The sequence below is a fragment of the Amycolatopsis sp. NPDC051061 genome (assembly GCF_040682935.1).
Taxonomy (GTDB): Bacteria; Actinomycetota; Actinomycetes; order Mycobacteriales; family Pseudonocardiaceae; genus Amycolatopsis.
The window spans coordinates 73,471-98,625 of record NZ_JBFBBZ010000035.1 but is presented as its reverse complement, the minus strand read 5'-3'; the positions used below and the strand labels follow the sequence as shown (position 1 = coordinate 98,625).

Here is a 25,155-nt window from a genome sequence, read left to right as displayed (position 1 = left end):
GCCCGTGGGCGCCGTTCAGTGCTCCGTGGTCAGCTGCCCCCGGAGCACGAACCGGTCGGCGCGGTACCACGTGCGGACGTGCACCCGCACCTCGGCGGAACGCAGGTCTTGCACGCGTTCGACGACGAGCAGTGGCTGGGCCACCGGGACTCCGAGCAGACGGCAGATCCGGCCGGCGGCCAGCTCGCACGAGATCGTGCGGGTGCCGGCCACCGGAACCCGGTCGAGTAGGTCGAAGAAGGCAGCGCCGGTCGTGGCCGCAGGCGCCGGAGGCGTGAGTACCACGGTCTCCGCGGCCACCGGGTCCGAGCCGTCGAGGAGCAGCCGCCGGAACTCGATGGTCCGGGCGCCGGTGGCGGCGCCGATCGCCGCGGCGAGCCCGGCTTCCGCTACGCCTTCCCCGGTGTCCAGGACCAGACTCTCGAACCGGCGTCGGCCAGACTGTTCGTCCCGGCCCCCGCCGGGCTCACCGAGGTGGATGACTGCCTTCGGCTCGGCGACGAACAACCCGCTGCCGTGCTGGGTGGTCAGCCGTCCGGCCACGACCAAGTGCTGGACGTTCGCGTGCACCGCGTTGCGGGAGATTCCCAGTTTCCGTGCGAGATCCCGCTCGGAGGGCAGCCGGGTGCCCGGGGCCTTCCCGGCGGTCAGTTCGACCAAGTAGCTCAAGACGTCGTCGGTGGCGCCCACGGATCCGTACTTCCCTTCAAGTCGTCCGGATCATCGCGTAGCCGTCGAGGACCGGAACAGGTGCACGGACAGCGTGCCTCACCGGGTACTGGTCGCCGTAACCTCGGGCCGGCGGTCGTGCCCCTTCGGGCAGTGCTGGCGGCGAAACGCTCCGGATCCGCACGGAGGACGCCGAATGTGCCGGATGATCGGTCGCCCGCCGAAATGATCGGTGCGGTGGCGCGGTTTCGTCACGGAACCCGTCCGATGCACCCAGGAGGAACACATGCAGCACGCCGAAGAGGAGCACGATGGCGTCGACGAATTGCCTTCGCCGACGGAGTACCTCGATCTCATGTCGTTCAAGCGCACGAGCTTCCGCCTGCAACTGCTCCAGGCGTACGACATCCGCAGCGAGCGCGAGGCGCTCGAGAGGTTCAAGGCCGAGGGGGCCTGCGACGTTCCTGCGGGCGACTCCCGGCTGGTGCGGCAGCGGCAGCAGCTCAGTGGTGGCCGGGTGCTCCAGCGCGTTCAGGTGGTGACTCCGCCGGTGTCCGGTTACCTCCGGTTCGCCTTCGCCTACTTCCGCCGCTTCACCGAGGCAGGCGAGGACATCCGCATCATCGACACCGCGCTGGCCGCCACCGACGGCCTGCCCGGCCATGACTTCGTCCTCCTCGACGACGAGGTCATCATCAAGCTCCACCACGCGCCGGGGAGCGGCCGGCTGATCGGTCGCGAGGCACTGGCCAACGCCGACGTCGCGCGGTTCCGCGCTCATCGGGACCACGCGCTGGCGGCGTCGATCCCCTTCATCGAGTACGAGGCCCGGGTGCAGGGCTGACCGAGGGCGATGCCAGGCTCGCCCGTCGGCCGCGAGCGGCGCTCACCGAGGGTGCGGCAGGCCGGAACCTCTTCGCGAGCAAGGCAGGGGAGGGTGGAACGGCTCGTTCGGTCCGGCTCGCGCCGGCGGGCGTGGCGCCCGGGTCACGGGCGGTTTCCCCGGCGGAGCCGAGGGGCCAGGTTGCGTCCTGGCCCGGCAGCCGGGAGCGGGTGCGGATCCCCCGGCGCTGGCGGAACCGCGACGGCGGCGCCTCGTCGTGCCCGGTGAGACCGAAGCCCGGCGACACCGGCTCGGCGATGTCCGCGTGCCCGAGTGCTGCCGCGACCGAGCCGTCGTGGAGGGCGCTCGCCGCCGCCGATGGCCGGGGCCCGAACATCCGCGGACGCCGGATTCGGTGCACCAGCTGGGTTTCGCGGTCGGCGACGGTGGTCACGACGATGGCGGAGCCGGTCATGGTGGGCGGAGCGTAGTTCGCGGCGGAACGCCGCTGCTTCCGGCCGGCGCCGAACGGCCGGCCTCGCATCATCCTGCTCAGTTTGACGTCGATCTCGATCTCGTGGTCCTGATCGTGGTCGGGGCACGGGCCGCGCCAGGCGCAGCCGTTGACCGGGCAGCGGCGAAGGCGTCCGGACGAGATAGGAGAGTCCGCGGTCATGTCTCACGCTACGACGACGGCGCCACGGGTGTCGCCGCCGCTGCACGAACTTCGCGGTTTGGTGCCTCTTCGGTCGCGTCCGGCCGACCGGAAGCCGGGCGTCGGCGGATCACGGTTCCGCGGCGGGCCGCCAAGTCGTGCTGGACGGGTTGTCCTCACCCGGATCCAGCCGGGACAGCTCGTGCTCGAAGTCGACCCAGCTGAACTCGTCCCCCGGCAGGAAGATCTCGTACGTGCAGTACAGGAAGCGAGCCAGGTCCGCGATGTCGACGGAGAAAACCGCGCGGCCGGTCGGCGAGCTGAGCTCGATCAGGACGGACACAGGCTCGTCCGGGAACGGGCGCACCTTGATGTCGCCTTCACCGACCGGGGTGAACATGCCTTCTGCCAAGTGCTCGCGATCGAACAGCCACACGACTTCGCTCGGTGTCCCGGCGTTGAAGTGCGCCCCGACCGCGTACGGGTCGGCGGACACGTACTGCAGGACGACGTCGGTCGGCAGGTACCGGCCGTTGGCCAGCTGATGCTGGAAGACGACCAGGTGGCTGTGGGTCTCACCCACCGGTGGTGTGCCGCTGGCGGTGCGGCAGCGCGGTTCGTGGTCCATGATCCGACCATCGACGAGCAGACTTGGTTTTTGCTCTACGGCGGCCGCATGGTGATTTCGCGTCATTCCCGGACTGCACGGTGACGAACACGGTGTGTGCGTGCCGGGTACCTTTGGGCAGGCAGTTTGGCTGCTCGGACAGTTCGACGTCGCCGCGTTCACCGGCCGCGTATATTGTTCCACGGGTGTCGCTGCGTCCTTGTCTGGGGGAATTCAGTGGAGAGACTCTTCAGTCGGCGCCGGTCTCCAGTGAGCCGGCGGATGTCCCCCCGGCCGGGCCGTTGTCCGCGGGTGAAATCGCCATGGCGATGAAGGATGACGTGGGGCGGCTGCCGGCCACCATGCGGGCGGTCCGGTTCGACGCGGGGGCCGGCACGCTGACCCTCGACGAGGTGCCGACGCCGGTGCCCGACATCGACGAGGTCGTGGTGAAGGTGGCGGCCTGCGGTATCTGCAAGTCGGACGTGCACCGGATCGACGGAGTCGTCCGGCCCCGGCTGCCGGTCTACACGCCGGGACACGAAGCCGCGGGGGTGATCGCGGCCGTCGGGAGCCGAGTGGAGCGGTGGGCGCCGGGCGACCGCGTGGTCATGGCCGCCGGCCGGCCGTGCGGGGAGTGCGCCGCCTGCCGGGTGGGCGCCGGGGCCAACGGGTGCACCGATCTCCGCATGATGGCGATCCACTACGACGGCACCTGGGCGGAATACGCGGTCACGACCGCGACGTCGCTGGTCGCCGTGCCGGGCTCCATCCCGCTGGAGCAGGCCACCGTCCTTTCGGGAGCGGTCTCGACGCCCTACGGCGCCATCGACACCGCGCGGCTGCGCCCCGCGGAAGCCGTCGGGGTGTGGGGACTGGGCGGCTTGGGCACGCACCTCGTCCAGCTGGCGCGCGTGTGCGGCGCGTCCCCGATCATCGCCCTCGACACCCGCCCGGCGGCTCGTGAACTGGCGCTGGAACGCGGGGCGGACATCGCCCTGGACCCCGCCAACGCTCGCCTGGAGTCCTACATCAAGGCGATCACCAAGGGGCGGGGGCTCGACGTGGCGTTCGACTTCGCAGGCCGAGCGCGGTCGTTCAACCAGGCACGCGCCGTGCTCGGCGAACGGGGCCGGCTAGTCCTGGTGGGCACTTCGCTGGACATGTCCGAACCCGGGCCGGAGTTCGCCCTCACGCGCAACAACCAGACCGTCATCGCGCACACGGGCTACCGGGTCAAGCACCTCGAAGACCTGGTCGAGCTCGTCGAGCGCGGCCGCCTCGACGTGTCCACGTCGATCAGCGCGGTGCTGCCGCTCGCACGGGTCGCCGAGGGACTGCAGCGGATGCGGGAGTACGACGGCAATCTGCTCCGCGTGCTGCTGCGGCCGTAACCGGAGGTCGTGGACGAGCTCGGCCCCGGTGAGTCGCGGGTCGCCGTCCCCTTTTCCTTGCTCACCTTGGAGATCCGCTGCCATGACCGACGACACAGCCGTCGCCCCGGCCTTCCGCCGCCACGCGCGCAAGCTGCACCAGGAAAGCTTCCAGGCCGCCCAGGGCGATCAGCCGACACAGCTGCACTTCATGCAATCCTACACCCGGTTCTTGCTGCTCGACGGGGTCCCGATCGACCCGCCGCCCGCGACGAGGCTCTCGAGCGCATCCGTCGCCAGCGCCTGCCCGCGGGGCACCTGCTCGTGCCCGACGTCACCCAGCGCGAAGCCCAGATCGTGTTCTGGTGGTACGGCATGTGGGACGTCTTCGCCGCCATCTATTCCGGCCTCCCCGACTTCCTGCCCTCGCGGGCCGAGATCGACGAACGGATGCGGGAGGTCGGGGGAACACCGGAGATGACCAGCTTCACGGCGCCGGAAATGACCGGTCTGGCCCGGGCGCTCGCCCGGTACCGGCGCGGTGATGCCGGCAGCGGACCGGAAGCGGTCGTCGACGCCCTGCTGCTCCCCTCGATGATCCGCACCGAACGGGCTTTTCAGGGCCACTCACTGCGGTACCCGGCGCGCCCGCGCACCGAGGGTGGCGATGTTCACGAGTCCCGGCTGCGGACTCGGTCCGAGCAGGCCCTGCAACACTATCGGGCGGGGAAACCCGACATCGTCGACCGGTATCTACCGAGCGCTGTGCCGGCGGCTGTCCTGGCTGCACGAGAGCGAGCCCCACAGCCCGGTCTCCGCCGAATACCAGGAGCTCGTCAACGCCTACAACGCGACGCACCCCGGCGCGCCGGTACAGCGGCTGCATGTTCCGTTCCGGGAGTTCCCCGACGAACTCGCGGGTCACGCACAGCCGGGCGCGGTCGCGGCAGCCGGGTACCGCGGCCGGTCGGAGCGTGCAGATCGGCGCGGCGCTGCTGCTGCCGGGCACCAGTGGGGTGTGCTCATCCTCGAGGGCACCTGGTCCGTGATCTCCAGCGCCGGGCTCGCCCTGACGCTCAAGGCGGTGCTCGCCTAGTCTAGCCGGGCGCCATCCGTGCCACGATCCTGGAGGAGCCACCGGCTTCCGACCTCGCGCCGGCGAAGCAGCGGGGGGAGCACCGCCCATCCCGCGGTGGGGCGAGCTGGGCCGAGGGAAACCTTCACTGCAGGCGATGCGGTAAGTCCCCTCGAGCGCACTTCCGCGCTCTCAGGCAGATCGCCGGCACCGGCCGCCGAGGGCGCCGGCCGCGGCGTCGGTCAGCTGGGCGGGAACCAGCTCCCCGGCGGCCGCCGGGCGCACCGGCCGGATCCAGCCGTCCAGCACCAGCCGGGTGACGGCGGTGTGATCACACCACCCACCGTCAATCCGCAGGTCTGGCGCACAGCTGACGAGCAGTTCGGCGCGGCCGGCGGCCACCGCGTGCAAGATTGCGCGTTCACGATCGGTCAAGGTGCCGGTGTCCATGACGTGCTCCTTCCCGGCCCGGGCCCCGCCTCGGCGGCGGGGCCGGCACATCCATGGTTGGCTTCGACGCGCCTTCCGGCGCCGAACCGGGGGCTTCCGGACAGCTCTTGCGCCTCAAGGGGCATCGCCGGTGACGGCACCGCGAAGAGAGCCGCCGTCACCGGCTGACCAACCGCCAAGCCCTGTGAAGGATTTCCCCCATTGCGCGTGCGGACGCCGCGCAGTGATCTCCGTCGCGTGCCGCGGACGGTAGTTGTTGCAGCGACAGAGGTCGAACAGGAGGAACAATGGCTAAGGAGCAGCTGGTGCAGATGTCCGAGGAGGGCGTCGCGCCGAAGGACGCGCGGCCGAGCTTCACGCTCGCGGAGGGAATGGCCGACATCCGACGCAGGCAGAACTCCAAGACCATCAAGTACCGGGACGCGAAGTTCCTTTCCGTGACGGTGCCGGTGGACCGGGCCCGGTGCGACGCTTTGCTGCCGGCCGGTGTGCGCATGGCCGAGGACTCGACCGCGTTGCTGTTCGTCGCCGACTATCCCTGGACGAATTTCAACAGCGTGTACCGTGAGGCGGCGATCTTCCTCAACGTCAAGCACGGGCCGTTCCGCGCCGCGCACTGCCCGTGGATCGTGGTCGACGAGGACACCGCCATGATCGGCGGGCGCGAGACACTGGGCTTCCCGAAGAAGATCGCGGAGATCGGCTGGGAGGAGAACGGCGACAGCGTGCGGGCCACGGTGCGCCGCCGCGGTGTGGAGCTGCTGAGCCTGCACGGCACCCTGCGCGGGCCGCGGTCCTCGCTGCCGCCGATCTTCAACCAGCCGTTCCGCAACGTGCTCGGCACCCTCGGGCTGTCCGTGCCCCGCCTCGTCACCTTCAAGACGACGGACGAACCCCGGGAAATGCGCGCGGCCGAGGTGGCGCTGACCGTCGGCGGTACCTTCACCGACCCGCTCGACACGATCGTCTCCGGACCGCCGCTGGAAGGGCACTTCCGCCGGGTCGACATGCGGGTCGGAAAGCTGCCCCTGCCGGTGGGTCTCGTTTCCCCGACCTACCTGGTGCGCACGCACCCGATGCGCGCGAGCTGACCTTTTCGGTCGCGCCGGGCGGTGGGGACTGACGCTCCCACCGCCGTGAGGAGCGCTTCTCCGTGCACTCCGGACAGATGGGCACCGTCCACTCCAGACCAAGGAAGGTTTCGCGATGACCGCTCCGACGAGCTCCCTTGTGGACTCCACGGACGACCTCCCGGCCACGATGCGCGCAGCACGTTTCGACACCGCCACCGGCACCCTGGCCGTCCGCACCGTCCCGGTTCCGCGGCCGGGCGCGGGCGAGGTGGTGGTCCGCGTCGCCGCCTGCGGGATCTGCCAGTCCGATCTGAGCCAGCTCGACGGGCACATCCCCGCGCGGCTGCCGGTGATCACGCCCGGGCACGAGGCGTCCGGTACCGTGGCCGCCGTCGGTGCGGAGGTGAGCCACTGGCGTCCGGGAGACCGCGTGGTGCTGGGCGCGGGCCGCGCCTGTGGGCGCTGCCACGAGTGTCAGGGCGGCGGCGGCACCAGCTCCTGCGAGTCACTCGAAGTCATGGCGTTCCACTACGACGGTGCCTGGGCGGAGTACGTCCGGACCGACGCGACCACGCTGGTGGCCGTACCGGACTCGGTGTCGCTCGAGCACGCCGCGGTGCTGGCCGACGCGGTGTCCACGCCCTACGGTGCCATCGACACCGCGGGACTGCGGGTCGGGGAGTCCGTCGGGATCTGGGGACTGGGCGGCCTGGGCACGCACCTGGTGCAGCTCGCCCGGATCTGCGGGGCCTCGCCGATCGTCGCGGTGGACCCGCTGCCCGCGGCCAGGGAGCGCGCGCTGGCGCTGGGCGCGGACTACGTGCTGGACCCGGCGGACGAGGCCACACCCGGCCGGATCGCGGACATCACCGGGGGCCGCGGCCTACGGGCGGCGTTCGACTGCGTGGGCACCCAGGCCGACCGGGCGCTGGGCCACCGAGGTCGCCTGGTCCTGGTCGGGATCAGCCCCGACCCGGTGTCGGTCGGGCAGGGAATCCACTTCGTCCGGTACCGGCACACGGTCATCGGTCACACCGGCTACCGCGTGCGACACCTCGAAGAGTGTGTCGAACTGGTCAGCCGCGGCCGGCTGGACGTCTCCGGCTCCCTCAGCGCCGTCCTCCCCCTGGAAGACGTCGCCGAAGGCGTGCGACGGCTGCGCGAGCACGAAGGAAATCCCATCCGGATCGTCCTGCGCCCCTGACCGGGTGCCGCCTGAGGCGCCTTGCCGCTGGTCAGTGCCACCCGACCGGGGCGTTGAGAGATCGTGAAGTCCGCTGCCTGATGCTTTTGCACAGAGTGCGAGGGTAGGAGGCCACGATGGAACCGGTCCGCGTTGCGGTATGGACGACCGACCCGATCATGCGCGCCGGGCTCACGAGCTTCCTGCAGAGCCGGGCCGAGCTGGCCGTGGTCGAGCCGGGGGAGCTGACCGGGCAGGACATGCTGGTCGCCTACCTCGACCGGGTGACTCCGCAGGTGGTCGCCGAGCTGCGGGGCGACGGCGTGCCGCCTGGTGTGCCCAAGGTGCTGCTGGTCGGCGAGCTGCGGGAGAACGACATCCTGGCGGCCGTCGAATGCCGGGTGGTGGCCGTGCTGCCCCGCTCGCGGACCTCGGGTGACCGGCTCGCCGAGGCCGTGATCTCCGGCCGCGACCGGCTCGCCACCGACGTGCTGGGAAACCTGCTCGACAGCGTGCGGCAGCTGCAGCGCAAGGCACCGGCTTCCTCCGGTCCGGGCGCCGCCGGGCTGACCTCGCGCGAAGTGGACGTGCTGCGGTTGATGGCGGAGGGGTGCGACACCGCCGAAATCGCGGACAAGCTGTGCTATTCCGAGCGGACCGTGAAGAACACCGTCTACGGGCTGACCAACCGCCTGAACCTGCGGAACCGGCCGCACGCGGTCGCTTACGCCATGCGCGCGGGCGTGATCTGATCGAGTCCGGGGGCCGGGAGGTCCGGCGCCGGCCAGGTCGGACCCGGGCGGGAAAAGAGGCGGTTACCGGCCGGCCGGCCGGTCCGCGGTGAGCGCCGCGAGTCCGTCGCGGGACACCAGGCCGAGCTTGCCCAGCACCCGGGTGACGTGCGCTTGCACCGTGCGGCGGGGAATGGCCAGCGCCGCCGCGATCTCCGGGTTGGAACAGCCCCGGCCGACCAGGCCGGCGATCTCGAGCTCCGCCGGTGACAGTGCGGACCGGCCGCTCGCCGCGCGCCGTCCTCCGGATCTGCGGGGTTCGACACCGAACGCCCGCATCCGGAGCGTGAGGCGCCGCACGTCCCAGTCCGCACCGAGCTCGTTCAGCCGGTCGACGGCGTCGTCCACCGCCGCCTGCGCCTCGGCCCGGCGGTCCGCTTCGGCGAGGAGAACGGCGACGTCGCCGAGCGCCGACGCCAGTTCCGTCCGTCGGCCCACTTTGCCGTAGTGCTCGATCGCCTGCTGCAGCAGTTCCGGCTCCCCCGAGACGAGCGCCTCACACCACTGCGCGGCGGTCGTCGCCCGCGCCGGCAGGACCTCCTTGCCCGCTTCTTCGCAACAGACGGCCGACGCCGCGGCCGCGATGTCGGCCCGGCCGTGTTCGCGCGCCAGCCGGCTCAGCCAGGGCAGCCACTGGTGGCGGAGCATCATCGGGGAGTAGGCCGGATCCAGAATCGGCGAAAGCACGTCGATGGCCTGTTTCGGCTTGCCGTGCTGCTCGGCCCGCAAGGCGCGGGCGACGAGGAGGAAGTCGCAGTTTTCCCGTTCGGCGTCGGTGACGGCGAGGTGTTCCTCGGCGGCGTGCAGGTGCGCGGCCGCCTGTTCAGCCTCGGCCCGCCGGCCGTGGACCAGCGCGGCGAGGCCGTGCAGCAGCAACGCGGCCGGTCCGGGTTCGCGGAGCCCGTGGAACGTGATCGCCGGGCCGTCTTCGGTGACGCTGTCCAGTTGCACCAGCACGTCGTCCCAGTCGCCGATCCAGTAGTCGTGGACGGCGGAGGAAACCTGCAGCCCATGGGGCTGCGAATACGCCGCGGCCGCGCGCCAGGCGGTGCGCAGCGCCGCCGGCACCTCCGCGACGCGGTCGAGGTTCTGCAGGGTGAACATGCGGTTGTCGAGCAGGTCGAAGTACAGCCCGGCCTGATCCGTGTGACCCTCGACGGCTTCAATGGCGCGATCGATATACCGCAGCGCCCCGGGGTGGTCCCGCTCGATCGACTTGATCAGCCACAAGGTCTGGAGGGCGTGGGCAATCGGGTACGGCTCACCGGCCGCCAGCGCGGCGCGGTGAGCGCGCCGGGCGTTCCGCGTGGCCGCGGGGAGGTCGTCGAGGCTGCCGCGGCTGAAGTTGGCCAGGAGCGAGCGCCGCCGTTCGCGCCACAGGGGCGGGGTCTCCGGCGAATCGTTGCCCTGCAACAGAGCGACAGCCGCCTCGGTGTCGCCGGCGCGGTGCGTGATCGCCGCGGCGATGTGCCTCATCTCGGCGGTCCGCGCGGGGTCCCGGCTGAGTGCCATGGCTTGTTTCGCCGGCTCGAGCGGCTCCTGCCCGAGTCGGAACAACACGAGGACGTTCGCGGCCAGCAGCGCTTCCCGGCGCGGGTCGGCCACGTCGCACTCGTCCAGGACCCGTCGCAGCAGCGCGGCGGCGATCGAGGGCGCCCGGGTCGCCAGGGATGCGTGGTGATCGGCCAGCCAGCCGATGACCCAGTCGTCCACGTCCGCGGGGACGGCGACGAGCTGCTGGGCCACGTGCTCGACCCCGGTACCCGTGTCCGCCAGCGCTTCGGCGGCCCGGCGGTGCCACGCCGCCCGCACGCTTCCGGGGATTTCGTTGTACAGGGCCCACCGGAGCAGCGGGTGGCGGAACGCCAGGTGGGTCCCGGCGTCCACGACGATGCCCAGCTCCAGCACTTCGCCGAACGCGCCGAGCAACGCCGACGGCACCGTTCCCATCATCGTCGCCACCTGCGCCAAGCCGAACTCCATACCGAGGACCGCGGCCCGGCGCACGGCTTCCCGGGTGAACTCGTCTAGCTGTGTCAGCGTGCGGGTCACGGCGCCGAGCAGCGACTCGGGCGCGGCCAGGTCCGTGTCGTCGCGTACTTTCGCGACGCCGCCGACGATCTCGACGGACTTCTCGCGCACCAGCGCCGTCGTCACTTCGCGGAGGTAAAGGGGGTTGCCGGCGGCCTTCTCGACCAGTGCCCGCAGCTGCTCGTCCGGAGGTGCCCCGACGACATCTTCGATCAGGGCTTCGGCGTCGGCGGGAAGCAGGGCACCCAGCGTGATCAGTTCCAGGTCGCGCAGCTCCGCCGCGCGGCGCACCTGCGCGAGGTCCTCCCGGCGGTGGGCCGGCCGGGACGTCGCGATCAGCAGCAGGGGCAGCTGGCGGGCGGCCGCCGACAGCCGGTTCCAGATGAGCACGCTGGCCTCGTCGGCCCACTGGAGATCGTCCACCACCATCACCAGCGGCGCGGCGGCGCAGAGCTGGTCGACGTAGGTCAGGATCCGGTCCGCGGTCGCGGCCACCGGGTCGGCATCGGTGGTCGCCGGCGTCGGCTCGTCGGCGGCAAGGTCGAGGCACTCGGTGATCACCTGGAGCGGGAACGGCTGCCCCAGCTCGCCGGCCCCGGCCCAGGCGACGTGGCAGCCCCGGTCGGCGATGTCGGCCAGCGCGGCGAAGAGCAGCGCCGACTTCCCGATGCCGGGTTCGCCCTCGATCCAGACCGTCCGCCCGGCACCGCCCAGGACGTCGTCGGTCAGCTGCCGCAGCCGGGCGACCTCGGGCTCGCGGCCGCGGCAGGCCGCCTGTCGGCCCGCTTGGCCGGCGACGGCGTGGGCGACCGGCCCGGGAAACACCCGCAAGAGGCCTTCGCCGACCTCGGGGACGGGCGGAGTGAGGGCCGGATCGTTGGTCAGGATCTGCTCGTGGACACGGGTGAGCTCGAGGCCGGGGACGACGCCCAGTTCGCTGCGCAGGACCTCGCGGGCGCCGCGGAAAGTGTCGAGGGCCTCGGTGGTGCGCCCGCTGCGGTGCAGCGCGGTCATCAGCAGTCCCCACAGCGGTTCGCGCAGGGGGTGCTCGCGCACGAGCACGGTCAGTTCGGGGACGAGGTCTTCGTGCCGCCCCTGGCTCAGCAGCGCTTCCGCGCGGAGTTCCAGGGCGAGCACCCGCTTCCCGGCCAGGTTCTCCCGCAGCGCTTCGGCGTAGGGACCGGGAACGCCGGTCAACGCCTCTCCGCGCCACAGGGCCAGCGCGCGGTCCAGTGCTTCGACGGTCCCGGCGGCGTCGCCGTCGCGCCAGCGCGTCCGAGCCTGTTCCCGCAGCTGCGCGAACACCCGCAGATCGAGGTCTTCGCCGGCCAGGCGCAGACGGTAACCCGCCGCGTCCGACAGCAGGAGCCCGTCGGTCGACCACCGGGTCCGGTCCGGCTCCAGAACGCGCCGCAGCCCGGAAATGTAGGTGTGGATGCTGCCGTCCGCGCTCGCCGGTGAGCTTTCGCCCCAGACGGCCTGGATCAGTTCGCCCCGGGTGATCGGTGTGCTGCCGGCCCGGGTCGCCAGTGCGGCGAAGACCGCTCGTTGCCGCGCCGGGCCGAGCACGAGCTCGTCGTCGCCGAGCCGGGCGTGCAGGGAGCCCAGCACGTCGACCCGCAACCGGCGTTCGTTCATCGGCGCACCCCGGTACGCGGCTGCCGGATCCGTTGCCCGGCTCGTTCGGCGTCCAGCACGGCGCCCAGCTCGTGGTAGGCGTTCAGCGCGACGTGCAGGGCCGCCGCGGCCTTGACCGGCCGGTCGGCGTCGGCGAAGAGCTTGGCGGCGTCCTCCATCGCCTGTGCTTCGGCGAACCGGTTGCCCGCTTCGCGCGCCCGGGCCGCGGCTGTGAGGGCGGCGATTGGTGCGTCGTCGAGCAACGCCCGGCACCGGAGAGCGGCGACCTCTTGGTCCGGGGCGCGTTCGCAGAGCAGCGTCGCCAGTTTGGCGTGATCGTGCTCGTGCCGGTCCACGGCCAGCCGGACGAGGTCGGGCATCCACGGGCAGACCACCGGGTCATCGAGCTCCACCATGCCGGAGAGCAGGCTGAAGGCGAACGCGTGCTCTCCCCGGAGCTCGGCGAGCAAAGCGTTGGCGGCGAGCATGAACTCCGTGCCGTCCGTGCCGAACTCGCCGGCGGGGGCCAGCGCCCAGACGGACATCAGATGGGCCCGTGCGTCGTCCGGCCGGCCGCGGTGGGCGGCGATGACCGCGGCGACGCCGCTGAGCCGCCGCATCGCGGTGGGACGGCCGAGAGGGTGCCGGGCGAGGGCGGGGCCGCCCTGCAGGTGTTCGGTCAGCTGCGCCAGCGTGGTGTCCCAATGGCCCCGCCAGAAGTTGTCGGCCGGGTCGGTGCCGGACGACCTCCGCTGGATGGGCACGGCCGGCCGCACCTCCTCGGGACCGGACGTGCAGATCGGCCACCAGCCGACCCGCGCCCGCGCCAGCAGGGCGGTGTGCACACTGCGCCAGTCCTCCGGGGTGGCGGGGTCGCGCAGGGCGTCCCGGGTCCGTGCCATTGCCTGGTCGACGTTGCCGCGCACGAGGCGCGAGTAGGCGAGCAGCCAGCGCAGCTCGGCGACCACGGCCGGATCCTGCGACTGGGCGGCGAGCAGGTTGGTGCCGATGGCCAGGTCGCGCTCGAGCCAGAGCGTGATCCGCGCCGTGGCGACCGCGATGCTGTCGCGCAGGGCGGCGGGGACGTTGTTGGCGACGTTGATCCGCTGCAGCAGCCGTGTTGCCGACAGCGGCGAGCGGGCCGCCAGGCGGTAGACCTCACTCGTCAGCCACTCGCACTGCCACTTGTCCACCGGCAGGGGAGCGGCGAGCAGTTGGAAGGCGACGCGTTCCACGGGAGCGCCGGCGTCGGCCAGGGCCTCGGCGAGCTGCCGGTGGAGCGCGAGGCGGAACGGCGCGGGAGTGCGGGCGTAAAGCGCCTCCCGGACGACGGGGTGCCGGAAGGTGAGTTTCCCCTGGGCCCGGACGACCAGGCCGACGGCCACGACTTCGGCCAGGACGTCGTCGAGCTCGCCGGCCGGCCGGCCCAGCGCCACGGCGAGGTCCTCACGGGCGAACCACCGGTCCAGCAGGGCGGCCCAGCGGAGCGCTTCGGTGGCCGCCGCGGACAGGAAACCCAGCCGGCGGCTCACGGCGTCGAGCGCCGCCGGAGGGATGGCGGGGCGGGCTTCGGGGACCGCGGGCTCCGGCGCCTCGCTCCCGGCCAGCCCCCGGATGATCTCGCGGATGAACAAGGGGTTCCCGGCGGCCGTCCGGGTGAGCTCGAGCAGCTCGGGTCCGGGGTCGGCGCTGCGCAGGCCGCCGACGAGCCGGCCGGCTTCGTCGTCGGTCAGCGGGCCGAGGACGTGGACCCGCGTTCCGCGCGTCGCGAGCTCGCGGCGCAGATCGTCGAGCCGGTGCCGGCCGGGCACCGGCCGGCCCACCGCGAGGAGCACCAGCGGCAACCCGGCGCACTCGTCCGCCAGCCGCCGCCAGACGTCGAGACTGGCGGTGTCGGCCCACTGAATGTCGTCGAGCACCAGTACGAGCGGACGCTCGCGGCACATCGTCCCGACGAGGTCGGTGACCAGGTCCATCGCCGTGGCGAGGCACCGGCTGTCGTCGAGCCGCAGCTCGCGGATCCGCCGGGCCACCGCCTTCCGGCGCGGGTCGGGTGAGCTCGTCGTGACCTTCAGGCAGTCGAGCAGGACCTGCAGCGGAACGTCCCGGCCCAGCACATCCGCGCTGGCCGCGGCGACCGTGCACCCCGTCGCGGTGGCCAGCGCGACGGAGACCAGCGCCGACTTGCCGATGCCGGGTTCGCCGTCCAGCCAGACGGAGGTGCCGCCGCCGGCGGCGGTGAGCCGGCCGAGCGCCGACCGGAGGGTCCGCAATTCGCAGTCCCTGCCGGCGAACGACTCCGCGCGGGCGGCCTCCGGAGGCTGCGTCACGGTGGCCGGCGCGCGCGACGCGTCGGCCAAGTCGCGCCACAGCGCCGGATCGTCGCCCCGCACCTGCTCGTAGCGCAGGGTGAGTTCGGTGCCCGGCTCGGTGCCGAGCTCGTCGATCGTGTCGGCTCGAAGCCGCTCGAACAGCCGCAGCGCTTCGTCGCGGTGCCCGCACCGGTAGAGCGCGACCAGGTGGATGCTCTGCAGCCCTTCCCGCATCGGGTGCGGGGAGGCGAACGGGCGCAGCTCGGTCAGCACCTGCTGGTGTTCGCCCAGGTCGAGCATGATCCTGGCCCGCCGCTCGACCAGCTCGAGCCGCAGTTCCTGCAGGCGCTCGCGCTGGGTGGCGGCGTAGGGACCGGGTAGACCGGCCAGCGGCTCGTCCTTGGCAAGGCGCAAGGCACTCTCCAGTGCCGCGAGCGCGCCCGGGAAGTCGTTCGAGCGCTGGCACAGCCGGGCCCGGTCGCGGAGGCTCTCGAACCGGACGGCGTCGATCGCTTCCGCGTCGACCCGGAGGCAGTAGCCGGGGCCGGTGGAGGTCAGCACCTCGGCGCCGCCGCCGTGCGTGCGATCCGGGTCGAGCGCCGAGCGGAGCGAAGACACGTAGGTATAGATGCTGCCGTTGGCGCTTGCGGGTGCGTTTTCCCCCCAAATGGCGTCAATCAGCTCCGAACGGGTGACGACCTGGTTCGCTTTCAGGGCCAGGACGGCGAGCAACGCCCTGCGTTGCGCCGAGCCGAGGGCCATTTCGTCGCCGTCACGCCAGGCGCGGACCGGCCCGAAGAGTTCGAGCTGCACCCGCATCATCGCCTCCGAGGTACTCCTGGAAGTTGCCGAACGTGGTCACCCATAGGATCTGGTGTGCGATAGGGGGTAAGTGGTTCACTCAAAGCGGCTAGTGCTGGTCTGATTCCATGATCGGTCGACTACACCGCGTAGGACGCATCTGAAGAGGGATACTGTGGTTTCCCCCCAGGATGGGCCGCTGACCTGAGGATTCCTGCGTCCTTTGCGAGGGTTCAGCGGTGTCGTCCAGCCCTGTGCAGCGCGGAGAACTGCCGAACTGGGACCGTTGGTCGCCGAGGGTGAGCAATCGATTACTTTAGGCATTGGCGATGGGTGCGGGGTTCAGGGGAGAGGTTCCGTCCGGTGGTGTCCGATCCGAAGGGTGTTCATGGAGCCGGATCCACCGGTTTCCTCAAGACTTTGCTCGATGCGTCTCAACAGATTCTCAATGTCCCGCTTCTGGGGCCTTGATTTGAAGTTCAACTACGCAGCGTAGTTGTTATATCGGTGTCAACCACCGGAACGACGGCACTGCGGTGAGGTTCAGCCGGGGCCTGGCGCCCGTGCGGTGGCATGATGTGAACAGCGCCTGGGGGCGGAACGCTCGAGGGGTGGGTGTGGACGGGGACCGTTCGAAGCGGGGAGGCGACTGCGCACTTCCTGAGCTCGTCATCCCTTGGCCGGGTGTCCCGGAAGCGCACGAGGGTGACTGCCCGGCGGCGGAAGCGCTCGCCTTGCTGAGGTACGGCCGCGATCGGCCGGCCGCCGTCCGGAACGCCGAACTCGCGCTCGACGCCGGCCCCTGCTCGGCGCACCCGCGATGTATGTGGCGAGCGGTGAGCGTCCTGCTGTGCGCCGGCGAACTGATCTCGGCGGATGCCCGGCTGCGCAGGCTCGAGAACGTCGGTCGCGGTCACGCCGCCGAACTGGTGGTGGTGCTGCGGGCGCAGCACGCGAGGCTTGTCGGTGACCTGAGTGGAGCGCGGAAGGCGCTGGAGCCGCTGAACGCCGAGGAAGCGCCCCCGTTCGCGCGCGCTCTCGCGACGCCTTTCCTCGCCGATGTGCTCACCGCGGCCGGCGAAGTGGCGGGCGCCGAGGCGGTCCTCGCCGGAGCGGATTTCGACGGGGAGCCGGCGTTCACCCGCTCTTTGCTGCTCGCCGCCCGCGGGGCGGTGCACCTCGAGGCCGGCCGGTTCGACGAGTCGGCCGAGAACTTCGCGGCTTGTCTGCGCCTCCCCGCCACCGAGGTGTCGGCCCACTTCGCCGTGTTTCACCGGCGGGGGATGGCTGCGCTGGCCGCGGGGGCCGTCGGCCGCACCGACCGCGCCGCGAGCCTGGCGGCGCAGGAGCAGGTGGCCGCGCTGGCGTGGGGCTCCCCGATCTACGTCGGCTGGGCGCTGTACGTCCGGGCGGTCACCGGCGACACCGGTGCCGCCGAGGCGTTGCTCGCCGACGCGATCGACCTGCTGGAGGTGGGTCAATCCCGCGTAGTACTGGCCACGGCCGCGTACGAGCTGGGACTTCGGCTCACGCGGACCGGCGACAGCGTGGCGGCGAAACGTGAACTCGAGCGAGCCGGGCGGTGGGCGCGGCAGATCGGCAACAAACGGCTCGCGGCGAAGATCGAAACCGCCGGAGACGAAATATCGCAGCCCACCCCACCCGGGGCGTTGACCGCCCAGGAAGCGAAGATCGCCGAGCTCGCGCGCGCCGGTTACAGCAACAAGCAAATCGCTGAAAACCTGTACCTCGCGGTGCGGACGATCGAATTCCACCTGTCCAACGTCTACCGGAAGCTGCAGATCTCCGGCCGTCGTGAGCTGAAAGGCGGTGCGCCGCGACGGCGGTGACCGCTTGACCGCGGCCGTCCTTTTCCCAGTGCGGTGTGCTGTTCGGGCAGAAGGCGATGACGGAAGTCTCCCGCGCGTGAACGGGCGCGGGCGCGAAGGTGGCGCTCGGGTAAAAACGATGTTCATGTCTGCCAGCGAGAGCGCACCGGCCTGCCCGGGGCGCGCGGAGTATGAGCTCGATGCCGAGTACCCGTATTTCTACATCTGCGAGGACACCTCGCTGATCAATCATCGGGTGTCCACCTGGTCGGGCATGGTCACCGCGTCGGCGGGCAAGCTGAAACTGCAGCTCCCCTCCTGTGCGAGCGTGGCCGGTGTCACAGTGGAGATGCACCGCGAGGAACCGGTCGACGTGGTCGACTGCTTCGAAGACGTGGTCGAATTCGGCTATCCGTCCGCGACCGGCAATCCGGCGGTGCTGGACTGGTCGCGCGCGTTGGTCTGCGAACTCACCCCGTTGCCCGCCGGCCCCGGGGACTACCGCATTCGTTACCACGTGCGGGGAGTCGGCACGACAGCGAACGACTCCGATTTCCGGTCGCCGGGAAAGGCGGAGGCGTTGCTGCAGATCTGGCCGGGCGCTCCCGCGCAGCTGAAAGAGGTCAAGATCACCAGTGCGCTGGGGGAATTCTGGCACCCGGGCCAGCGGTTGCGGCGCGCCCGGGAATGCTGAGAATCGGAATGGACGAAGGGCGGCGGCGCCCCTCACGATTCACCGGCCCGGGTCACGGGCGAAGTCCGCCGCCGGCCGGTGGCTTTCTGCCCCGGCGCACCCCAGCCGTTCGCTCTTCGGACACGGATCGCGAGCAGCGCTGGGCAGCCGGCCCCGGCGCACCGCAGACTGCGAAAGTCCACTGCTGTGTTTCGGAGGTGAAAGCGATGCGGCTGGTTCTGCCTCTGGTGCTGCTCGCTGCCGTCGGCTGTGCCGGGTGTACCGCCAGACCGGCCGCCTCCGGCGCCCCGGCCGGATCCTCCGCGCAGCAGCGACCGGCCGGAACCACGACGCGGGTGCCCGTGACGACCGTGGCGCCACGGTCACCCGCGCAATCCGGTGTGACGGTCGTCCCGCCACTTTCACCGGCGACGCCGCCGGCGCCAGGCGATCCCGCGGTCTTCGCCACCGCTCAGGCGGTGGGCGTCGAATGGCTGCGCCAGTGGTGCGCGGTCGACTGGCGCGAGCCGATGAACGCGAACCTCGATCGTGCCGCGCGATTCCAGACGGCCGCCGCGGCGCGCGCGGATCGCCGGGACGGCGACGATGAGAACACCTACCGATCGGCGCGAGAGCAGCAGCTGATCAGTGCCTGCGACCGGATCACCGCCACGGAGAGCCCGGAAGCCCCGCACAGCGCGGAAGTCGCGTACCTGATCATTTCGGCGCGCCGCGTCGACTCGGCGTCGGGCACCGCGTTCGAAGACAGACCGGTGCAGTCGGTGCGGCGGGTCGTCCGGCAACCGGACGGGCGCTGGCTGGTCGACGAACAGGTGGAGGCGGGCTGATGCGCTTTCGCACCCTGCTCGTCGTAGCGATGGCAGCCGTGCTGGGCCTGCTTCTGCTGCTGCCGCGCCCCGATCGCGCGGAGGCGCTGAACTGCACCGGCCTGGCCGTGCCCTCGGTCGCCGCCGGCGAAGCCGGGCCGCCGGCCCTCACCTTGCCCCAGCTCGACGTGGCGAAGCGCGTCGTCGCCACCGCCAAGGGGATGGCCGTCACCAAACGCGGAGCCGTCATCGCCCTGCAGGTGGCCCGCCAGGAGTCTACTTTCGACGCGACGGTCGTCGTCGGCCGGGCGACCGGCGCCTTCCAGCAGATCGCTCCGGGGCCGGGGAACGCTTACGTCGGCTACGACCGGACGGATCCCGGCATGGCGGCCAAGGGGTTCTTCACCGTGCTGTCGGCCCGGGTGCCGGGTTACGACTCGGACCCGCGGTCGAACGCCGACATCGGGCAGGTCGTGCAGGCCAGTGGCGCCGGCGCGGCGAAGTACGCGCCGTGGCGGCCGCTGGCCGAGTCGCTGGCCGACGTCCTCTACGACGGCACGGCGGCGATGAGCTGCGCGACGGGTCAAGGCGGGCCGACCCCGATCCGCACGAACGGGGCCGAGGTCGAGTTGCCGCCCTCCGCGGGGATCACCGGCTCCGTCCGGGCGCCGACCCCCGAAGCGGCCCGCGCGCTCGCCGCCGCGCTGTCGTGGCTCGGGACTCCGTACGCCTGGGGTGGTGGCACGACAATGGGACCTTCGCGGGGTATCCGGGACGGTGGGGTGGCCGACGCGCACGGCGACTTCGCGAAAGTGGGTTTCGACTGCAGCGGCCTCATGGTCTACGCCTACGGGCAGGTCGGCGTTTCGCTGCCCCGTACGTCCCAGGCCCAGTTGTCGGGCGGGGGAACGGTGTTGCCGTGGCCGGCGGCGCTGCCCGGCGACCTGCTGTTCTACGGGTCCGCCGTGCACCATGTCGCGATGTTCCTCGGCGTCGTCGGCGGTTCCCCCTACATGGTCGAGGCGCCGCAGAGCGGCGATGTAGTGCGGGTCTCCGCGGTCCGCACCGGCGGTGACTTCCGCTCGGAAGCCGTCCGGCCAATCCCAGGAGAAAGGCCCGATCAGCATGCATGAAAACCCGCCGGGCTACGAGGTCGAGCAGCCCATCGACCTCAGCAAGCCGATCATCCTGACCGAGCAGGCGGATCCGGAACCGCCTCGGGCCGAGCGGCGTGCACCGGCGCGAAAGCCGAAGGCCGAAAGCAAGCCGGAGCCGCCTGCACCGGCCGAACCCGAGGTCGCCGCGAAGCCCGTACTGTCCGGTCTGGTCGCCGTCGTCAACCTGCAGCCTCGGGCCGGCAAGAGCCTGGTGGCGCGCATGTTGCACAGCGTGCTCCGGACCACGCACGCTGATGTGCAGCTGTGGAACGGGACCGAGCACGGCCGGCCGGCCGGCCTGGTGATCGCGGACATGCCCTCCGACCTGAGCGGCGCTGACTGGCGGCGGCAGACCGCGACGGCCGATCAGCTGGTCGTCCCGGTGCCGGACGACATCCAGGCGGTGCGCGCGGCCTGGTGGCTCCTGGACCGGTTGACCACCGAAGGCCGGGCGGAGCTGGCCTCGGCGGCGGTCGTCGTGGCCATCCAGACCGGGCGCGACAGGAAGCTCGCCCGCCAGATCGTGCGGCACTTCTCGGCACGGATGGTGCAGGTCGTGCGCGTCAAACTGCCCTGGGACACCGTTCCCACCGACGATCACGCGCACTGGCAGCCGCTCGCGACGGCGACCGTGCGGGCGCTGGAAGACCTGGGGCGGTCCGAGCCCACCGCCGCCCGGTCCCGCGCCACGCCGCGCCGGATCGTGCCCCTCGATGTCCGTGACTACGGAAAGGCCGTGAGCTGATGATCGTCCACTTCCTCGCCCAGTCGCCGAACCCGTTCGACGGGGTCGTCCCCAACTTCGACGTCTTCGGCGTCGAATTCAACTCAGCGTGGAAGAAGCTCCTGGGCGGTGTCTGGGGGCTGGCTTTTGTCGTGTTCGCCTTCGGCACGATCCGGGCGACCCTGGAGCTGCAGTCGGCGAAGCGGCACGGCTACCACACGTCGGTCGCGGACCATTCGGCGTCGCTCAAGCGATCGGTGGTCGGCCTCGGCGTGCTGACCAGCCTCGGCTTGATCTTCGGCGCCGTGCTGGCTGTGTTCTGAGGTACCCGTGCCCGGCATCGGCGACCACTTACACGCGGCAGACTTCGTCACCGACCCGTCGACTCCGCTCGACGAGCTGGCCAACTCGGTGCACGCTTCGGCGTTCGACCTCGTCAAGCAGGTGCTCACCGGTCTCGGCGCCGAAACGAGCGTCGACCCGGCATCGCCCGGCTTCCTGGCGCAGTACGCCGCGGCAGCCGGCATCGGCTTGGTGATCATGGCGTTTTCGGCCGTCTTCGCGGTCGTGCACAGCATGCGCCGCGGTGGCCGGGACGACTTGCGGGAGTCGCTGTTCAAGTACTTGCCCGCGGCGGTCTTCCTGATCACCTTCTCCCCGGCGATCGGGGTGCTGGTGCTCGACGCGGCGAACGCGGTCACCCAGGGCATCGCCGGCTGGGGGGCGGCCACCATCGGGGACACCAGCTCCCGGGTGGACACCATCGCCGGGATGACGGCCGACAAGCTGCCCGGGGGTACGTTCGTCGGACTGCTCGTGTCCCTCCTGATCGTGGCCGGGGCGCTGGGCATATTCCTCGTCCTCGCCGTGGAAAAGATCGGGTTGCCGGTCGCCGGGATCATCGCCGGCGTCAGCTGGGGCATGCTCGTACACCCGCGGTGGCGGCTGAAGGCGCTGCGGCTGCCCACGTTGTGGCTGGGCATGGTGTTCGCCAAGCCGGCGCTCTTCTTGCTGCTGGCCGCCGCTTTTGGCGCCTTCGGCGCGGCCGGTGGGGAACCGACCGGCGTCACCGGGCTGATCCAGCTGTGCCTGCTGGCGGTCGCGTTGCTCGTCTCGAGCGCCGGACCGCTTCTGCTCGTGCGCAGTTTCCGCGGAGGGGGGCGGGAAAGCGCGTCCCGCGCCGAGACCGCGGGACACGCACCGGTCGGGATCCGTGGTTCGGTAGTCGCGTCGCCGGACCGGATCACCTTCCTCGCGTCGCCGTTCCCCGGGACGGGACCTGGGCTGGCCGGGCCGGCTCGCACGATCGAGGAGGCCTACGAACGTGGGCAGCAGGAGCGGAAGACCCCGCAGCGCGACCGTGGCCGGCCGGAGGAACCACCGGGACCGGCCCGGCATACTCACCTGGACGAAGCCGGGCAGACCGGGGCGATCGCCCCGCCGGCGAAGGGGATGGTCTGATGCGCACGTCGATACTCGGTGGTGAGATCGCCGGCCGGGGGCTGCTGGGCAAGATCGACGGCCGGACCGGCGGCGCGCTCGGGGTGACCGTGCTGATCGCCCTCTGGCTGTGGCTGGGCATCGGCGGGATCGCTGGAACCATCGCCGGACTCGGCGTCTTCGCGCTCGGCGTGGCCGTGCTGTACCCGTGGAACGGGCAGCGCTCACCGGCGGCCGGCTGGGTTCGCAACTGGCGGTTCGTCCTGCGCCGGTGGCGGGGAGTGACGGCCTACCGCGCCGATTCCGAAGGCGCCGCCGCCCCGATGCTGCCCCCGCCGGTAGGCCGGGCCGCGCCGTTGGACCTCGCCGGCACCCCGCACGCCGACATGTTCGTGCTCCACCACGCCAATCCCGGCGAGGCGCCGTACCTGTCGGTGGTCATGGAGGTCGAAGGACAGCCGCAGCGCCTGCGGCCCATCGCCGAGTTCGAGGCGGCGTCGGCGCGGTACGGTGTGATGCTGTCCCAGCTGGCCCGGGACGGCTCATTCATCCGGGGCCTCCAGCAGATCAACCGCATCCTGCCGCACGACCCCGCCCGGCACCGCGCGTTCGTCGCCGCCCGGGTCGCCGGCCGGCCGGGCATCGAATCCCTCGTCCGCTCGTACGAGGACCTCATCGACTTGACCGCGCACACCGCCGAACAGCACCGGAACTACCTGGTCGCGCGGTTCCCGCTGACCGGCGAGTTCGCGGCTGCCGCGCGTCGCTACGGCTACGGCGAGACGGGCTGGGCCGGGCTGGTGAGGGAAGAACTGGCCCGGCTGGCCGACCTGGTGAGCCGGGCGGACCTGGTCCGGCCGCGGGTGCTCGGCGAGCAGCGGACCTGCGCTGTCCTGCGGTCGATGCAGGACCCCGGCCACCCGGTGGACCAGCACGAGGGCGTCCGCTGGAGCAACTGCTGGCAGGACTACCAGGCGGAGCGGGGCCACGTCGCGGTCAACGACAAGTGGCTGCACCGGGTGGCGGTGGTTCCGCCGGAGGCGGTCGCCGCGGTGCCGCTCGGGCCGCACTGGCTCGCGCCGCTGCTGGTGGAGGTCAACCCCGCGGTGATCCGCACGCTGAGCGTGCGGATGGAGTTCGTCCCGGCCCGGATCGCCCGGGCCCGAGCGGTCCGCGACGTCGCGGTGGACGGCGCGAGCCGGCACAACGCGGTGGCCAAGGGACAGGTCGGCGACGGCACGGACGAGATGCTGCTGTCGGCGTCCCGGCGCCGGCTCGACGACTTGACGCCCGGGAGCGGCCATCACGGGGTCAACTGGACGATGTCCCTTTCGGTCACCGCCGCTGACGCCGCGGAACTGGCCCGGGTCTCCACCCGGGTGGCGAACGCGGCCGCGAACTGCGCGATCGGGCGGCTGGAGTGGCAGGACACCTGGCACGACGCCGCGGCGATCGCCACCTATCCGCTGGGGCGGGGAATGGCGGTGGGCCGATGACGGTCCGGGCTCAGGCTGGTTCGGAGGAGCTTTCGCGCCGGACGGCGGCCCCGGCGGCCGATCCGCGGCCGCCGGGCAAGGGCCGCGGCGACTCGCGGCGCGTCCGGTGGCTGGACCGGGCCGGGTGGTACGAGCCGCGGGAGACCGGGGCAAGGTCGACGACGCGGCAGGCCGAGGCGTTGAACCTGGCGTTGTCCTCGCCGCCGACGACCCACCGCGGACTGATCCTGGGCACCGACCGGCTTTCCGGCCAGCTGGTGTGCCACGACCCCTTCATCGCCTATGCGGACAAGCTGGTATCGGCGCCGAACGTCGCTGTGGTCGGCGACGTCGGCAAGGGCAAGAGCTCGCTGCTGAAGACCTGGGGCACTCTTCGCCAGCTCCTGCTCGCCGACCGTCGCGTCGTCGTGCTCGACAAGAAGACCCAGGCCGGCGAGGGCGAATACACCCCGCTCGCGCGCGCGGTCGGAGCGCCGTCGATCCGGTTCACCGTCGACGGCACCGGCAGCAGGCTCAACGTGCTCGACCCGGTGATCGCGCTGGGCGAGCCGCGGCGGCGGAGCGGGGCCGCGGGGCGGCCGACCGGCCAGATGATGCTCCTCCGCGCCGTGCTCGCCGAGGCTCTCGGGCGCGGGGTCACCGAACGCGAGGGGAAAGCGCTGCGGATCGCCCTGCTTGCCGCCACACGGGACGCCCACGAGCGGGGCCGGGTCCCAGTCATCGGCGACGTTGTCCACCACCTGGTCCAGCCGGCCGGCGAAGCCGCGGAAAGCATCGGCGTTCCGGCAGGGGAGCTGCGGGAGTGGGGCTTCGACCCGGCGTTCGCGCTGGAGCGGATGATCGAAGAGGACCTCGCCGGCCTGGTCGACGAAGAAACCTCCGCCGACGTCCAGCTCGACCACCCCAGTGGGCTCGTCCACTTCGACATCTCGAGCCTGCCTGCGGAAGGCCCCGCTCTGCGGATCGTGATGACCGTGATCAACACGTGGCAGACCAACATGCTCGCGCAGCGGTCGCAGCAGCTGATGCAGACGGTCAACATCGTCGAGGAGGGTTGGCACCTCGCGCAGGGCGCACTCGGCCGGGTGTTCCAGCGCAACACCAAGCTCGCGCGCGGCCTGGGACTCGCGACGCTGGCCGGGTTCCACCACGTGTCGGACCTGCCGGCCGGTTCGGCCGCCCGGTCCTTGCTGCAGGAGGCCGAAACCGTGTTCATCTTCGGCCAGTCACTGCGCAGTGACGCGCTCGCCTGTGTCGAGCTCTACGATCTCCCGGCGGGCACCGAGGACACCATCATGGGGCTGGGGCGCGGCACGTTCCTGGCGAAGATCGGCTCGGAAGCCCCGCTGCTGGTGCAGCACGTCCGCTCGCCCACCGAGGTCCGGCTCACCGAGACCGACGCCGCGCTCACCGGGCGGCAGTGATCTGCGAGGCGTGAGGCTGCCTCGGGTACCGGATCGGCTTGACCGCGACCGGTGAGCGGTTCGCGGACAGTACCTGTCAAAACTCGCCTCGGAGTCAGCCGAACAACCGCGCGGGCCTCGTGCCC

The 25,155-nt window shown here is 71.6% G+C and carries 22 protein-coding genes; 15 read left to right on the top strand and 7 right to left on the bottom strand.

Features of this window, described 5'->3' with window-relative positions; genetic code table 11:
• Positions 1-15: 15 nt before the first annotated feature.
• Positions 16-690, bottom strand: coding sequence for a GntR family transcriptional regulator (locus AB0N03_RS36695; protein WP_364381864.1), 675 nt, complete (start codon positions 688-690; stop codon positions 16-18).
• Positions 691-955: 265 nt separating this feature from the next.
• On the opposite strand from AB0N03_RS36695, the gene AB0N03_RS36690 reads away from it, so the two are divergent.
• Positions 956-1,513, top strand: coding sequence for a DUF6879 family protein (locus tag AB0N03_RS36690; protein ID WP_364381861.1), 558 nt, complete (start codon positions 956-958; stop codon positions 1,511-1,513).
• On the opposite strand, the gene AB0N03_RS36685 is transcribed toward AB0N03_RS36690, so the two are convergent.
• Entirely contained in the window at positions 1,482-1,967 is a 486-nt protein-coding gene (locus tag AB0N03_RS36685) for a hypothetical protein (protein WP_364381858.1), read from the bottom strand. The genes AB0N03_RS36690 and AB0N03_RS36685 overlap by 32 nt on opposite strands.
• 310 nt (positions 1,968-2,277) lie before the next feature.
• Positions 2,278-2,775 (bottom strand): SsgA family sporulation/cell division regulator, encoded by a 498-nt coding sequence (locus AB0N03_RS36680; RefSeq protein ID WP_364381855.1) that lies wholly within the window; start codon positions 2,773-2,775, stop codon positions 2,278-2,280.
• Between the two features lie 302 nt (positions 2,776-3,077).
• Here AB0N03_RS36680 and AB0N03_RS36675 point away from each other — a divergent pair, with 302 nt between their 5' ends.
• The gene (locus AB0N03_RS36675; protein WP_364381852.1) at positions 3,078-4,148 is read left to right on the top strand and encodes a zinc-binding dehydrogenase; all 1,071 of its coding nucleotides are present in this window, start codon (positions 3,078-3,080) and stop codon (positions 4,146-4,148) included.
• Positions 4,149-4,346: 198 nt separating this feature from the next.
• Here the strand turns inward: AB0N03_RS36675 and AB0N03_RS36670 are convergent, their stop codons facing one another.
• The gene (locus AB0N03_RS36670; protein ID WP_364381849.1) at positions 4,347-4,754 is read right to left on the bottom strand and encodes a hypothetical protein; all 408 of its coding nucleotides are present in this window, start codon (positions 4,752-4,754) and stop codon (positions 4,347-4,349) included.
• A gap of 40 nt (positions 4,755-4,794) precedes the next feature.
• Between AB0N03_RS36670 and AB0N03_RS36665 the strand changes: the two genes are divergently transcribed.
• Positions 4,795-5,223: a hypothetical protein gene (locus tag AB0N03_RS36665; RefSeq protein ID WP_364381846.1), complete on the top strand. Its 429-nt coding sequence runs from the start codon at positions 4,795-4,797 to the stop codon at positions 5,221-5,223.
• A gap of 171 nt (positions 5,224-5,394) precedes the next feature.
• Here the strand turns inward: AB0N03_RS36665 and AB0N03_RS36660 are convergent, their stop codons facing one another.
• Positions 5,395-5,652 (bottom strand): hypothetical protein, encoded by a 258-nt coding sequence (locus AB0N03_RS36660; RefSeq protein WP_364381844.1) that lies wholly within the window; start codon positions 5,650-5,652, stop codon positions 5,395-5,397.
• A 287-nt stretch (positions 5,653-5,939) separates the two neighbouring features.
• Here AB0N03_RS36660 and AB0N03_RS36655 point away from each other — a divergent pair, with 287 nt between their 5' ends.
• From AB0N03_RS36655 to AB0N03_RS36645, 3 genes are all read left to right on the top strand, one after another.
• Complete coding sequence (locus tag AB0N03_RS36655) at positions 5,940-6,743, top strand: acetoacetate decarboxylase family protein (protein WP_364381842.1); 804 nt, start codon at positions 5,940-5,942, stop codon at positions 6,741-6,743.
• A gap of 115 nt (positions 6,744-6,858) precedes the next feature.
• Complete coding sequence (locus AB0N03_RS36650; protein WP_364381840.1) at positions 6,859-7,929, top strand: zinc-binding dehydrogenase; 1,071 nt, start codon at positions 6,859-6,861, stop codon at positions 7,927-7,929.
• Positions 7,930-8,045: 116 nt separating this feature from the next.
• Positions 8,046-8,660, top strand: a complete 615-nt coding sequence (locus tag AB0N03_RS36645; RefSeq protein WP_364381838.1) for a response regulator transcription factor — start codon at positions 8,046-8,048, stop codon at positions 8,658-8,660.
• 63 nt (positions 8,661-8,723) lie between these two features.
• Here the strand turns inward: AB0N03_RS36645 and AB0N03_RS36640 are convergent, their stop codons facing one another.
• Both AB0N03_RS36640 and AB0N03_RS36635 read right to left on the bottom strand, forming a co-directional pair.
• Positions 8,724-12,368 carry a BTAD domain-containing putative transcriptional regulator gene (locus AB0N03_RS36640; protein ID WP_364381836.1) on the bottom strand — a complete coding sequence of 1,215 codons (3,645 nt, stop codon included), beginning with the start codon at positions 12,366-12,368 and terminating at the stop codon, positions 8,724-8,726.
• Complete coding sequence (locus tag AB0N03_RS36635) at positions 12,365-15,481, bottom strand: BTAD domain-containing putative transcriptional regulator (RefSeq protein ID WP_364381834.1); 3,117 nt, start codon at positions 15,479-15,481, stop codon at positions 12,365-12,367. The genes AB0N03_RS36640 and AB0N03_RS36635 overlap by 4 nt, the downstream gene beginning before the upstream one ends.
• A gap of 596 nt (positions 15,482-16,077) precedes the next feature.
• Between AB0N03_RS36635 and AB0N03_RS36630 the strand changes: the two genes are divergently transcribed.
• The 9 genes from AB0N03_RS36630 (at position 16,078) to AB0N03_RS36590 (ending at position 25,030) form a co-directional block, all read left to right on the top strand.
• A complete protein-coding gene (locus tag AB0N03_RS36630; protein WP_364381832.1) occupies positions 16,078-17,310 on the top strand; it encodes a helix-turn-helix transcriptional regulator in 1,233 nt (410 codons plus the stop codon).
• 124 nt (positions 17,311-17,434) lie between these two features.
• The gene (locus tag AB0N03_RS36625) at positions 17,435-17,983 is read left to right on the top strand and encodes a hypothetical protein (protein ID WP_364381831.1); all 549 of its coding nucleotides are present in this window, start codon (positions 17,435-17,437) and stop codon (positions 17,981-17,983) included.
• Positions 17,984-18,189: 206 nt separating this feature from the next.
• Positions 18,190-18,810, top strand: coding sequence for a hypothetical protein (locus AB0N03_RS36620; RefSeq protein WP_364381829.1), 621 nt, complete (start codon positions 18,190-18,192; stop codon positions 18,808-18,810).
• On the top strand, positions 18,810-19,922 hold the full coding sequence (locus AB0N03_RS36615) for an NlpC/P60 family protein (RefSeq protein ID WP_364381827.1): 1,113 nt from the start codon (positions 18,810-18,812) through the stop codon (positions 19,920-19,922). Before AB0N03_RS36620 ends, AB0N03_RS36615 begins: the two co-directional genes overlap by 1 nt.
• Complete coding sequence (locus AB0N03_RS36610) at positions 19,915-20,691, top strand: hypothetical protein (RefSeq protein WP_364381825.1); 777 nt, start codon at positions 19,915-19,917, stop codon at positions 20,689-20,691. The genes AB0N03_RS36615 and AB0N03_RS36610 overlap by 8 nt, the downstream gene beginning before the upstream one ends.
• A complete protein-coding gene (locus AB0N03_RS36605; protein WP_364381823.1) occupies positions 20,691-20,993 on the top strand; it encodes a hypothetical protein in 303 nt (100 codons plus the stop codon). Before AB0N03_RS36610 ends, AB0N03_RS36605 begins: the two co-directional genes overlap by 1 nt.
• Before the next feature lie 7 nt (positions 20,994-21,000).
• The gene (locus tag AB0N03_RS36600; protein WP_364381822.1) at positions 21,001-22,131 is read left to right on the top strand and encodes a hypothetical protein; all 1,131 of its coding nucleotides are present in this window, start codon (positions 21,001-21,003) and stop codon (positions 22,129-22,131) included.
• On the top strand, positions 22,131-23,606 hold the full coding sequence (locus AB0N03_RS36595; protein ID WP_364381820.1) for an SCO6880 family protein: 1,476 nt from the start codon (positions 22,131-22,133) through the stop codon (positions 23,604-23,606). Before AB0N03_RS36600 ends, AB0N03_RS36595 begins: the two co-directional genes overlap by 1 nt.
• A complete protein-coding gene (locus AB0N03_RS36590; RefSeq protein WP_364381818.1) occupies positions 23,603-25,030 on the top strand; it encodes an ATP/GTP-binding protein in 1,428 nt (475 codons plus the stop codon). The genes AB0N03_RS36595 and AB0N03_RS36590 overlap by 4 nt, the downstream gene beginning before the upstream one ends.
• Positions 25,031-25,155 lie beyond the last annotated feature (125 nt).